This is a genomic window from Caulobacter sp. GW822-FHT07D08 (assembly GCF_058798735.1).
Window position 1 is genome coordinate 661,204 of sequence record NZ_JBXAKU010000001.1, and the last position, 12,443, is coordinate 673,646.

10 protein-coding genes and 2 pseudogenes are annotated in these 12,443 nt (G+C 67.4%); 9 read left to right on the forward strand and 3 right to left on the reverse strand.

All coding sequences use genetic code 11. The annotated features are described in order from the left end of the window. Nucleotides 1–41 precede the first annotated feature (41 nt). Nucleotides 42–2,594 (forward strand): hypothetical protein, encoded by a 2,553-nt coding sequence (locus AC1RJ9_RS02900; RefSeq protein ID WP_492834880.1) that lies wholly within the window; start codon nucleotides 42–44, stop codon nucleotides 2,592–2,594. A gap of 37 nt (nucleotides 2,595–2,631) precedes the next feature. On the opposite strand, the gene AC1RJ9_RS02905 is transcribed toward AC1RJ9_RS02900, so the two are convergent. Continuing rightward, nucleotides 2,632–3,033, reverse strand: coding sequence for a hypothetical protein (locus AC1RJ9_RS02905; RefSeq protein WP_492834878.1), 402 nt, complete (start codon nucleotides 3,031–3,033; stop codon nucleotides 2,632–2,634). A gap of 310 nt (nucleotides 3,034–3,343) precedes the next feature. Here AC1RJ9_RS02905 and AC1RJ9_RS02910 point away from each other — a divergent pair, with 310 nt between their 5' ends. Then, on the forward strand, nucleotides 3,344–4,318 hold the full coding sequence (locus AC1RJ9_RS02910) for a 2-hydroxyacid dehydrogenase (protein ID WP_492834876.1): 975 nt from the start codon (nucleotides 3,344–3,346) through the stop codon (nucleotides 4,316–4,318). Here AC1RJ9_RS02910 and AC1RJ9_RS02915 read toward each other — a convergent pair. Further along, a pseudogene (locus AC1RJ9_RS02915) lies at nucleotides 4,315–4,574 on the reverse strand (carboxymuconolactone decarboxylase family protein); the annotation flags it as partial. The gene AC1RJ9_RS02910 and the pseudogene AC1RJ9_RS02915 overlap by 4 nt on opposite strands. Continuing rightward, a pseudogene (locus AC1RJ9_RS02920) lies at nucleotides 4,573–4,857 on the reverse strand (carboxymuconolactone decarboxylase family protein); the annotation flags it as partial. The pseudogenes AC1RJ9_RS02920 and AC1RJ9_RS02915, both read right to left, overlap by 2 nt. Nucleotides 4,858–4,930: 73 nt before the next feature. Here AC1RJ9_RS02920 and AC1RJ9_RS02925 point away from each other — a divergent pair. From AC1RJ9_RS02925 to metH, 7 genes are all read left to right on the forward strand, one after another. Next, entirely contained in the window at nucleotides 4,931–5,254 is a 324-nt protein-coding gene (locus tag AC1RJ9_RS02925; RefSeq protein WP_492834874.1) for a winged helix-turn-helix transcriptional regulator, read from the forward strand. A gap of 16 nt (nucleotides 5,255–5,270) precedes the next feature. Then, nucleotides 5,271–5,648, forward strand: a complete 378-nt coding sequence (locus AC1RJ9_RS02930) for a VOC family protein (RefSeq protein ID WP_492834872.1) — start codon at nucleotides 5,271–5,273, stop codon at nucleotides 5,646–5,648. A gap of 43 nt (nucleotides 5,649–5,691) precedes the next feature. Beyond that, on the forward strand, nucleotides 5,692–6,669 hold the full coding sequence (locus AC1RJ9_RS02935; RefSeq protein ID WP_492834870.1) for an ArsR/SmtB family transcription factor: 978 nt from the start codon (nucleotides 5,692–5,694) through the stop codon (nucleotides 6,667–6,669). After that, nucleotides 6,666–7,610 carry a methylenetetrahydrofolate reductase [NAD(P)H] gene (metF, locus tag AC1RJ9_RS02940; protein WP_492834868.1) on the forward strand — a complete coding sequence of 315 codons (945 nt, stop codon included), beginning with the start codon at nucleotides 6,666–6,668 and terminating at the stop codon, nucleotides 7,608–7,610. Before AC1RJ9_RS02935 ends, metF begins: the two co-directional genes overlap by 4 nt. Then, nucleotides 7,607–8,485, forward strand: a complete 879-nt coding sequence (gene blaCAU / locus AC1RJ9_RS02945) for a CAU/MBL1b family subclass B3 metallo-beta-lactamase (RefSeq protein WP_492834866.1) — start codon at nucleotides 7,607–7,609, stop codon at nucleotides 8,483–8,485. The genes metF and blaCAU overlap by 4 nt, the downstream gene beginning before the upstream one ends. Then, entirely contained in the window at nucleotides 8,482–9,558 is a 1,077-nt protein-coding gene (locus AC1RJ9_RS02950) for a homocysteine S-methyltransferase family protein (RefSeq protein ID WP_492834864.1), read from the forward strand. The genes blaCAU and AC1RJ9_RS02950 overlap by 4 nt, the downstream gene beginning before the upstream one ends. Before the next feature lie 151 nt (nucleotides 9,559–9,709). Next, a complete protein-coding gene (gene metH / locus AC1RJ9_RS02955; protein WP_492834862.1) occupies nucleotides 9,710–12,397 on the forward strand; it encodes a methionine synthase in 2,688 nt (895 codons plus the stop codon). Nucleotides 12,398–12,443: the final 46 nt, after the last annotated feature.

Consider the following 12,443-nt stretch of genomic DNA (forward strand, 5'->3'; position numbering starts at 1 on the left):
TAGTCTCCGTCCTCCCATTTTCGCGCAGCATAGAGGCCACCTTGAGCACGCAACAGCCCGCCGGGGCCGTCCAGACGATCGTAACCGGCAAACTGACCGACGCTGTCCTCGGCGGCGACAACAAGACGGTCCTGGTCGGCACCGCCGAGGGCTGGGTCACGGCCTTCGACATCGCGACCGGCGACCTGGTCAACCGCTGGAAGGTGGGGACCAATCTGGGCGGCATGGATGTGTCGCCGGACGGCCGCTATCTGGTCGCCACCGAGCAGTTCGCCCCGCCCGGAGGCGGCGGCACGGGTCAGGCCTACCACACCACCGTCACCGTCCACGTTCTGGACACGACCACCGGCGTGGTCCGGGATTATTCGACCGAGGTGTATGGCGGCGAAAGCGTCTTCGGCGACGCCGCCTACCTGTCGGACGGCACGATCCTGCTGTCGGGAACCGCGTATAGCGACTGGGTCCCCGTGACGGTGCTGAACCCGACGACGGGAACCTTCACGCGTGGTGCAAGGGACCCGCTCAACTCACTCACGGGCAGCACGTTCGTGTCCACGGCCGACGGCGCCGTGGTGGTCACCCAGAGCGGCTACAAGGTCTATACCTATTCGGCGCGCGACGGCCTCAAGCTGGTCAAGGACAATACACCTAACGACAACGGATACGGCGCTGGCTACGCGGTCTCTCCCGACGGCGATATGCTGCTGAGGGGCTCCTATCTCTACAAGGACGGGCTGAAGACCGCGGTCGATCTCTACCGCGTCCAGCCCGAGGCCTGGAATCCGAATGGCTGGGCGTTCAGCCCAGACGGCAAGCACGCCTACATGCTGTCCGTGCGCGAAGGCCGCGTGCTGCAGATGTCGACCGCGGACTGGTCGATCGAGCGCGTGCTGCCGATCGGCTTCGAGATCGCGGACTCTTCCGGCTCATACGGTAAGGCCTATGGCGACCGGCTGACGGTGACGCCCGACGGCAAGTATCTGGTTGTCCTCGACGACAGTGTCCTCACCACGATCAACCTGCAGACCGTCGTCCCGCTGGGAGCGTCGGACAAGGACGACCGCTTCATCGGCGGCGACGGCGCCGACACGTTCTACGCCTACGGCGGCGCTGACATCCTCGACGGCGGCGCGGGCGACGACACCCTCTGGGGCGGTGCGGGTAACGACGTCTTCATCGGCAGCCTGGGCTACGATCACCTGAATGGCGGATCAGGCTCCGACACGGTCGACTATACCAACGCGACCATCGGAATCGAGGTGCGGCTGGATCAGAGCTACGGACGCCACAACCCGACGGGTTTCGCCGACGTCGTATCCGGCATCGAGAACGTCATCGGCGGCGTCCACAATGATATGATCAGCGGTACGCGAGAGGCAAACCGCCTGGAAGGCGGGGCCGGCAATGACCTCCTTACGGGCGGCGGCGGCCAGGACGTCCTGCTCGGCGGCGACGGCGACGACATCCTCTACGCCGCCGACGGCGTCGACGCCGTGGATGGCAGCCCCTCCGACGCCGGCAAGGACATCGTGGATGGCGGAGCCGGCATGGACGTCGTCTCCTATGCCGGCTCCTACGTCGCCGTGACGGTGGACCTATCGACCAGGGTCGGGCCCGGCGGCGATCAGTACATCAGCATCGAGGGCGTCGAAGGGTCGGATTACGCCGACACCCTGACGGGCGACGCCCTGGCCAACGTCCTCTGGGGCGGAAAAGGCGACGACAAGATCGACGGCGGGGCCGGTGACGACACCGCGCGCTACGAGGCCTTCTCGTGGAACTACAAGGTGACGACGAGCGGCGGCGTCACGACGGTGGAAGACCTGCGACCGAGCTATTCCTACCGGTTCGAAGGCAAGGACACGTTGACCTCGATCGAGCACATCGTGTTTGGCCCCTCCGCTTCGGAAAGCGCCTTGCGGACGGAGCTGTTCTATCTCCTGCGCACCGGCGCGGCCTTCACGGCCGAGCAACAGGCGCTGCTAGGCCAGTGGACCAGCGGCGCGATCAACGCCGACCAGATGATCGCCAAGGTCTTCAAGATGGCGGCCGCAACGACGTCGGTGGCGACGCTGAACTACCAGTTCTTCACCGGCAAGATCCCCAGCGACTACGGCGTCGACTATCTGATCTCGACGACGGGCGGCAACAGCAACAACCTGAACAGCGCCTATTACGCCAAGTTCGACACGGTGAATCGCTACATCAACTTCGCGGTGAACCTGGGCAAGGATGGGGATGGCAAGAAGAGCTTCACGGCGGCCTACGGGGATCTGTCGCTCTTCGACGCCACCAAGAAGGCCTATGCGGCGATCTTCGGCGGGATGCCGACCGACGCCAAGGTTCACAGTCTGATCGACACCCGCGTCGACTATCTGGCCTACTACGGCGGCGATGGTCCAAACGGCATTGGGACCAAGGCCGCCATGGTGGGGTTCCTGCTGGCCGCCGCCGCGACCGAGGACGTCGGCGTCATGGCCAAGTCCAACGACGCCTGGCTCGCGGACCTGGCCGACGGTTCGGCGCCGTTCGCGGTCAACATCCTCGATCCGGCCAACGGCTACTATAAGGCCGACTTCATCTTCGGCGGTTGAGCCGCCGGGACGGCGCGCGCCGTCCCGGTCTAGGGCTCTACTTCGGGTCGACCGGCGTGGACATCGGCGGCGCGGTCGCGGCGCCGGGCTGGGTCATCTTGTCCTCGGTCATCGGCGCGTTGGTCGGCGGGGTCATCGGCAAGCTGGGCGGCGCGGCGGACGGCGCCGGGTTCACGGCCGTATCAGGCGCGCTCGACATGGCTGGGGCGGTGGCGGAGGTGTCGGTCGACATGCCGGTCGAGGCGCTGGTCGAGCCGGTCCACCAGTCCTTGCTGGCCTGGGCCTTGGGTGAGGCCTTGGCGTAGGCGTCGAGCTGCGAATAGGGGATCGGCTGCTTGGGGCCGAGCTGGGCCGACGCCTTGGCCTGGGCGGCCAGCGCCGAGCCGCCGCACGCGAGCATCGACAGGGCCGCAGTCGCGGTGAGCATCTTGGTCAACATCTGGAATTCTCCGGATCTGAGGCGCCTAGTGGCGCCGTCAGCAAAACCCCTCGCGGCGGCGGTTGTTCACAGCTTGGCCGTGCAAATCCGGCGTCCGGCGGAACCGCCGCCTCTGGCTTGGGTTCTTGCCGGGCGCGCTCCTTCCCGCGCGGGCGTGCGAGCGGCCTCGTCACCACAGCGTGATGTTCCCGACACTGGCGCCCGCGCGGGGCTCTGCCTAGCTTCTCGAAAAGGCGTTTCCACCGATGCGCCGGGGGCGAGACAAAGATCCGCCGCGGGCTCAACGACCCGCGCAGATGGAGGACATTGGATGCCGGATTCCACTCTTGCGAAGGCGCCCGTCGACAAGCCCTACATCCTGCTCTCGCACGAGATGCTGCTGCCGTTGCAGCCGCTGCTTGAGAGCGCCTACGAGATTTGCCGCCTGTGGGACTATCCCGACAGGATGGCGTTCTTCGAAGGGCCGGGACGTCGTGTGCGGGCCATCGTTCACGCTGGTGAATTCGCGCTGAGCCGCGACATGCTCTCGGAGATGCCGCAACTGGGCCTGATCGCCTGCGTTAGCGTCGGCTATGACGGCGTCGACGTGCCCTGGTGCAAGGCGCACGGGATCGCCGTCACCCATTCCACCGGCCTGAACGCCGCCGACGTCGCCGATCACGCGGTGGGCCTCGTCCTGGCCGCCTGGCGCGGCATCGTCGAGGGTGACCAGCGCCTGCGCTCGGGCCATTGGACCCATGCCGAGCGCATGGCTCCGCGCCACGGCCTGCGCGGCCGCAAGGTCGGCATCGTCGGCCTGGGCCATATCGGCGAGGCTGTCGCCCGCCGCCTGCGGGCCTTCGAGATGAAGGTCGCCTGGTGGGGGCCGCGTCCCAAGGAGGCCGACTATCCCCGCGCCGACAGCCTGCTGGCCCTGGCTCGCGACAGCGACGTGCTGGTGGTCTGCTCGCGCTCGGACGCCTCCAACCATCACCTGATCAACAGGGCGGTCATCGAGGCGGTCGGGCCGCAGGGTCTGATCGTCAATGTCGCGCGCGGCGCCCTGATCGACGAGGACGCCTTGATCGAGGCGCTGAAGAGCGGCGCGCTCGGCATGGCCGCCCTTGATGTCTACGCGCAAGAGCCGACACCGCCCGCTCGCTGGGTGGGCGTGCCGCACACCGTGCTGACCCCGCACTCAGCCGGCGCGACCCTGGACAGCATCCCGGCCATGGTCAGCCTGACCCTGGAGAACCTGCGCCGCTACTTCCACGGCGAGCCGCTGGCGACCCCGGTCGCGGCCTAAGACGGAAACGGCGCGGCGAAGGGCTCGGGCTCCAGCCGCAGACCGTTCACCAGCAGACTGACCGTCCGATAGAAGCCGGCCAGCATCATCAGCTCGATCCGGGCCTCCTCCGAGAACGCGTCGGCCAGGCGCGTCCACAGGGCGTCGTCGATGTCGGCGCGGGCGTTGACCGCGTCGCAGAAGCCGATCAGCAGCGCCTCGCTCGGACCCCAGCAGGCGGAGATCCCCGGCGCTGCGGTGGCGGCCAGTTGCTGGGCGTCGAGACCGGCCGCGCTGTCGAAGAGCGCCGCGTGGACGCCCCACTCGTAGGCCGCGCCGTTCAGGGCGCAGACCCGGTGGATGACGATCTCGCGCTCGCGCAGGGTCAGATGACCTGGGTCCAGCAGTCCGCCGCCGGTAAAGCGGGCGAACAGACGCTCGTCGCGGGCCAGGGTGCGGAACAACGACAGCGGCTGCTCGCCAGGGGTCTTCAACCGCTCCAGCGTACTCGCGACGCTGGGCGGATAGGGCGCTTGGGCGGGTTCGATCCTCGGCGACATGGGCGGTTCTCCGTGCTACAAAATTTGTAACATGGGAAATTCCAGCGACGCTACAAAAAATGAAGCGCCCCAAATGGCCCCCTTGCCGGGGCGCGCCGTTCGAGGCTCGGACAGCGGCAAGCCGATCATGGCGGCGCTGGACCTGCTGGGCCGGCGCGGGGCGCTGCGGATCGTTTGGGAACTGCGCGAGGGTCGCGTCCTGACCTTCCGCGCCCTGCAGGCGGCGGCCGAGCTGCCGCCGGGGACGTTGAATACGCGGCTCTCGGAACTGCGGACGGCGGATATTGTCGCGGCCGACGGCGGCTATCGCCTCAGCCGGCGCGGGTCCGACTTGATCACGGCGTTGTGGCCCCTGCTAAGGTGGTCGGAGGATTGGGCGGACGCCCTGGGTGCTTGAGTTGGGGAGCTGAGCGATGGCCAAGGTGCTGGGTCTGGGCGGGGTGTTCTACAAGGCCGAGGATCCCCAAGCCGCGCGTGACTGGTACGCGCGGGTGCTAGGCTTCGAGATCCATTCGTGGGGCGGCGCGGTGTTCAAGTCGCCGCGCGCCGCGACGACCAACTGGGCGCTGTTCGGGGCCGACACTCAGTATTTCGCACCGTCGACCGCGCCGTTCATGATCAATTTCGTGGTCGATGATATCGACGGCATGCTGGCCAAGGCCGCCGCCGAGGGCGTGGAGCCGACCGGCCGGCAGGACGAGGGCGGCATGGGTCGTTTCGCCTGGCTGATCGACCCGGCCGGGGTTAAAATCGAGCTCTGGGAGCCGCCCGCGGCCGACGCCGAGGCATAAATTCCCCTTGCCAAATCGGACATAAAGATATCTTTATGTCCTCATGAAGCTCCCCGCCGAACAGGTTGTCGAAGTGCTGCGCGCCGCCGGCGAGTCGACGCGTCTGCGCCTGCTGGCCCTGCTGGCGGCCGAAGAGCTGTCGGTGCTGGAGCTGTGCCGGATCCTGGATCAGAGCCAGCCCCGCGTCTCGCGTCACCTGAAGCTGCTGGCCGAGGCGGGCCTCGTCGAGCGCTTTCCGGACGGGGCCTGGGTATTCTACCGCCTGGCCGCTAAGTCGCCGGGCCGTTTCCTCGTGGAGCAGGCCCTGGACCTGATCGACGACGCCGATCCGATCGTGCGCCTGGACGCCGACAAGCTGTCGACGGTGCGCGCCGAGCGCTCGACCGACGCCCAGGCCTATTTCGCGCGCAACGCCGCGCGCTGGAACGAGATCCGCTCGCTCTATGTCGACGAGGCCGAGGTCGAGGCGGCGATCCTGCGCGCCGCGGGGGAGGGGCCGTTCGACGAGATGGTCGATCTGGGCGCCGGCGCGGGTCGTATGTTGACCCTGCTGGGCAAGCGGGTCAGCAACGCCCTGGGGCTGGACCTGTCGCAGCAGATGCTGAACATCGCCCGCGACGAGGTGACCAAGGCGGGGCTGACCCGCTGCGAACTGCGTCATGGCGACATCTTCCGCACGGGCCTGCCGGGCGGCTGCGCTGATCTGGTCACCGTGCATCAGGTGCTGCACTACCTGTCGGATCCCGCCCACGCGGTGGCCGAGGCCGCGCGGCTGGTGACGCCCGGCGGTCTGCTGCTGATCGCCGACTTCGCCCCGCACGACCACGAATTCCTGCGCGAGGTGCATCAGCATCGCCGCCTGGGCTTCGACGACGTCGAGATCGTCACGTGGCTGCAGGCCGCGGGCCTGCATCTGGAAAGCAATATCGCCCTGCCGCCGGCCACGGCCGAGGGGCTGACCGTCAAGATCTGGACGGCCCGCCGCCCCGTCGCCGCCGTGGCCGAGAGGAACGCCGCATGACCCTTCCGCCCACCCGCCGCGTGATCGGTCCCGTCGCCCGCGCCGGCGAGCGCACCTATCGTCCGCGCGTCTCGTTCGAGTTCTTCCCGCCCAAGACCCCGGCGATGGAGGAGAGCCTGTGGCAGGCGATCACCCGCCTGGCCCCTCTGGATCCGGCCTTCGTTTCGGTGACCTACGGCGCGGGCGGCTCGACCCGCGAGCGCACGCACCGCACCGTCAAGCGCATCCTGGACGAAACGAACCTGAAGCCCGCCGCCCACCTGACCTGCGTCGGCGCCAGCCGCGAGGAAGTCGACGAGGTGATCCGCGAGTATTGGGAGACGGGCGTGCGCCACATCGTCTCGCTGCGTGGCGACCCGCCTCCGGGCGAAGGCGGCATCGGCGGCGTCTATGCGCCGCGCGCCGATGGCTACGCCAACGCCACCGAGCTGACCAAGGCCCTGCGCGGCATCGCGCCGTTCGAGGTGATGGTCGGCGTCTATCCCGAGAAGCACCCGGAAAGCCCGTCGCTGGAACACGACATCGACGTCCTGAAACAGAAGGTCGACGCCGGCGCGACGCTGGGCATCAGCCAGTTCTTCTTCGATCTGGACGCCTTCCTGCGCTATGTCGATAAGGTTCGCGCCGCCGGGATCACCATCCCGATCGTGCCGGGGATCATGCCGGTGACCAATTTCGCGGGTCTCAAGAAGATGGCCGCCGCCTGCCAGACGGCGATCCCGTCGTGGCTGGGCAACCTGTTCGATGGCCTGGAGAACGACGCCGAAACCCGTCGCCTGATCGCCTGCTCGGTCGCCGCCGAGATGTGCGCCAAGCTACAGGAACAGGGGTTCGAGGACTTCCACTTCTACACCCTGAACCGGGCCGATCTGGTCTATGCGATCTGCCGCGTGCTGGGCGTTCGCGAGACCGCGCCGGCCCCGGCGGAGGCCGCCGCATGAAACGCGCCCTGATCGCCCTGGCCTTCGCCCTGGCCGCCGTCGCGGCGCCGGCGGCGCGCGCCGATATGCCCGCCAACTGGAGTAAGCCGATCCGCCCGTACCGCGTGGTCGGCAACATCTACTATGTTGGCTCCGAGGGATTGTCGGCCTGGCTGATCACCTCGTCGCAAGGCCATGTGCTGCTGGACGGCGGCCCCTCGGCCGAGGGCGCCAAGCTGATCGAGCGCAACATCGCCACCCTGGGCTTCCAGCTGGCCGACGTGAAGATCCTGATCAACAGCCACGCCCACTTCGACCACGCCGGCGGCTTGGCCCAGCTGAAGGCCGATATCCCGACGGCCAAGGTCTGGGCCTCGCGCGCTGACGAACCGGCCCTGGAGAAGGGGCAGCACTTTGGCGACAACGACAATGGCCTGACGCCCTTTCCGGCCGTGAAGGTCGACAAGGGCTTCGGCGACGCGACGAAGCTGAAGCTGGGCGAGACCACGCTGGTCGCCCACCTGACGCCGGGCCATACGATCGGCTGCACCACCTGGACGACGCAGGTGACCGAGAAGGGCCGCCCGCTGAACGTGACGTTCCCGTGCTCACTGTCGGTGGCTGGCAACCACCTGGTCGGCAACAAGACCCACCGCAACATCGTGGCCGACTATCGCGCCAGCTTCGCGACGATGCGGAGCCTGCCGACCGACGTCATGCTGCCGAGCCACGAAGAACAGGGCGACCTGCTGGCGAAACGTCAGAAGCTCTTGCGCGGCGACCCCAACGCCTTCGTCGACCCGACCGAGCTCTCCCGCTTCGTCGACGCCTATGAAGGCCAGTTCAACCAGGAACTGGCGCGCCAGCAGGCGGCCGCTCCCGGAGCCAAGCGATGACCGACCTCTCCATCCGTGCGAACCGCGTCGCGGCCCTCAAGGCCGCCGCCAAGCAGAAAATCCTGATCCTCGACGGCTCCTGGGGCGTGATGTTCCAGAAAAAGGGCCTGACCGAGGCCGACTACCGGGCCGAGCGCTTCGCCAACTACGACGGCCAGATGAAGGGCAACAACGACATCCTGTGCCTGACCCGGCCGGATCTCGTGGCGGAGCTTCACGACGCCTATTTCGCCGCCGGCGCCGACATCTCCGAGACCAACACCTTTTCGGGCACCACCATCGCCCAGGCCGACTATCACCTGGCCGAGAAGGACGTCTGGGACATCAATTTCGAGGGCGCGAAGATCGGCCGCTCGGTCGCCGACCGCTGGAACGCGCAGAACCCGGCCAGCCCGAAGTTCATCGCCGGCTCGATCGGGCCGCTGAACGTCATGCTGTCGATGTCCTCGGACGTGAACGATCCGGGCGCGCGCAAGGTGACCTTCGACCAGGTCTATGCGGCGTACCGCCAGCAGGTGGACGCGCTCTACAAAGGCGGCGTCGACCTTTTCCTGATCGAGACCATCACCGACACCCTGAACTGCAAGGCCGCGATCAAGGCCATCCTCGACTTGCGCGACGAGGGCCATGAAGAGCTGCCGATCTGGATCAGCGGCACCATCACCGACCGCTCGGGCCGCACCCTGTCGGGCCAGACGGCCGAGGCGTTCTGGAACAGCGTCAAGCACGCCAAGCCGTTCGCGGTGGGCTTCAACTGCGCCCTGGGCGCTGATTTGATGCGCCCGCACATCGCCGAAATGGCCCGCATCGCCGACACCCTGGTCGCGGCCTATCCCAACGCCGGCCTGCCCAACGCCATGGGTCAGTACGACGAGGAGCCGCACCAGACCGGCCACGCCCTGCACGAATGGGCCAAGGACGGTCTGGTCAATATCCTGGGCGGCTGCTGCGGCACCACGCCGGACCACATCCGCCACGTGGCCGACGAGGTGCGCGGCGTGACCCCGCGCGCCATCCCCGAGCGCCCCAAGGCCATGCGCCTGGCGGGGCTCGAGCCGTTCGAGCTGGCTTAGAAATCATCGGCGTTTCCGCCGTCCTCCTTCCCCCTCGATGGGGGAAGGGTAGGGATGGGGGTGAAAGCGCTTCAGAATAGGGCTCAGCGGTCTTGGCCGACCGCCGCGTCACCCCACCCCTACCCCTCCCCATCAAGGGGAGGGGACCGATATGTCCGGACCGCCCATCATGAGACCCGTCTTCGTCAACATCGGTGAGCGCACCAACGTCACCGGCTCGGCCAAATTCAAGAAGCTGATCGTCGAGGGGAACTACCCTGAGGCGCTGTCGGTCGCGCGCCAGCAGGTCGAGGCTGGCGCCCAAGTCATCGACGTCAACATGGATGAGGGTCTGCTCGACTCCAAGGTGGCCATGGTCACCTTCCTGAACCTGATGGCGGCCGAGCCCGACATCGCCCGGGTGCCCGTGATGATCGACAGCTCCAAGTGGGAGGTGATCGAGGCCGGGTTGAAGTGCGTCCAGGGTAAGGCCATCGTCAACTCGATCTCGATGAAGGAGGGCGAGGCCAAGTTCATCGAGCAGGCCAAGCTGTGCCTGCGCTACGGCGCGGCCGTGGTGGTCATGGCCTTCGACGAGGTCGGCCAGGCCGACACCGCCGCCCGCAAGATCGAGATCTGCGAGAAGGCCTACAAGATCCTGGTCGACAAGGTGGGCTTCCCGCCGGAAGACATCATCTTCGACCCCAACATCTTCGCCGTGGCGACGGGGATCGAGGAGCACGACAACTACGCCGTCGACTTCATCGAGGGCACGCGCGAGATCAAGAAGCGCTGCCCCTACGCCCGCATCTCGGGCGGGGTGTCGAACGTCTCGTTCAGCTTCCGCGGCAACGAGCCGGTGCGCCGCGCCATCCACTCGGTGTTCCTGTACCACGCCATCAACGCCGGCATGGACATGGGCATCGTCAATGCCGGCGACCTGCCGGTCTATGACGCCCTGGACCCCGAACTGCGCGAGGCCGTCGAGGACGTGATCCTCAACCGCCCGCAGCGGACCAACGTCTCCAATACCGAGCGCCTGGTCGACATGGCCCCGCGCTACAAGGGCGAAAAGGGCCAGGTTCAGACCGCCAACCTGGAATGGCGCAAGGGCACGGTGAACGAGCGCATCACCCACGCCCTGGTCCACGGCATCACCGAGTTCATCAACCAGGACACCGAAGAGGCGCGCCTGTCGGTCGAGCGGCCGCTGCACGTGATCGAAGGCCACCTGATGGATGGCATGAACGTGGTCGGCGACCTGTTCGGCTCGGGCAAGATGTTCCTGCCGCAGGTGGTCAAGTCGGCCCGCGTCATGAAACAGGCCGTAGCCTGGCTGGAGCCGTTCATGGAGGCCGAGAAGGCCGGCAAGCCGCGCGAGCAGGCCGGCCGCATCCTGATGGCCACGGTCAAGGGCGATGTCCACGACATCGGCAAGAACATCGTCGGCGTGGTTTTGCAGTGTAACAACTACGAGGTTATCGACCTGGGCGTCATGGTCCCGGCCGACCGCATCCTCGACGAGGCCCGCAAGCACAAGGTCGACATGATCGGCCTGTCGGGCCTGATCACGCCGTCGCTGGACGAGATGGTGTTCGTGGCCGCCGAGATGGAGCGCCAGGGCTTCACCATCCCGCTGCTGATCGGCGGGGCCACCACCAGCCGCACCCATACGGCGGTCAAGATCGAGCCGGCTTATCACAAGGGCTCGACCACCTATGTGCTGGACGCCAGCCGGGCGGTGGGCGTGGTCTCGGGCCTGCTGTCGGCCAGCGAGCGCGACCGCCTGCAGGCCGAGACACGGGCCGAATATGTCCGTATCCGCGAGCAATACGCCCGGGGCCAGACGGCCAAGGCGCGCACCAGCATCGCCGAGGCGCGTCGCAGGAATTTCGCCATCGACTGGGAAGGCTACACGCCGCCCAAGCCGGCCTTCATCGGGACCCGGGTGTTCGAGCCCTCGCTGGAAGAACTGGTCCCCTTCATCGACTGGTCGCCGTTCTTCGCCAGCTGGGAGCTGATCGGCCGCTTCCCGCAGATCCTGGAGGATGACGTGGTTGGCCAAGCCGCCACCGACCTCTACCGCGACGCCCGCGCCATGCTGGACAAGGTGGTGGCCGAGAAGTGGTTCGGGGCCAAGGGCGTGATCGGCTTCTGGCCGGCCCAGGCCCAGGGCGACGACATCGTTCTCTATACGGATGAGACCCGCACGGCCGAATATTCGCGCTTCCACACCCTGCGCCAGCAGATGGACAAGGGCGAAGGCAAGCAGAACGCGGCTCTGTCGGACTTCGTCGCGCCGATCGGGCAGGGCGCGGACTATGTCGGCGGTTTCGCTGTCACCGCCGGCCACGGCGAGGACGAGATCGTCAAGACGTTCAAGGACGCCGGCGACGACTATAGCGCCATCATGGCCTCGGCCCTGGCCGACCGCCTGGCCGAAGCCTTCGCCGAGTGGCTGCACTATAAGGCCCGCGTCGAACTCTGGGGTTACGCCCCGGACGAGGCGGCCGACGCCGCCGTGATGATCGCCGAGACGTATCAGGGCATCCGCCCCGCGCCTGGCTATCCGGCCCAGCCCGATCACACCGAGAAGGGCACGCTGTTCAAGCTGCTCGACGCCGAGGCGGCCACTGGCCTGAAGCTGACCGAGAGCTATGCCATGACCCCGGGCGCGGCGGTCTCGGGCCTCTATTTCAGCCATCCGAAGGCGCACTATTTCGGGGTCGGCAAGATCGACGCCGACCAGGTCGAGGACTATGCCCGCCGCAAGGGTTGGGACGTGGCCACGGCCGAGCGCTGGCTATCGCCGATCCTCAACTACGATCCCGCCGCCCGGGCGCGGGGCGCGGCGGCTTGACGACGCGCGGGGCCCGGCCTGCCGGCGATGTGGACACCGATCGGGC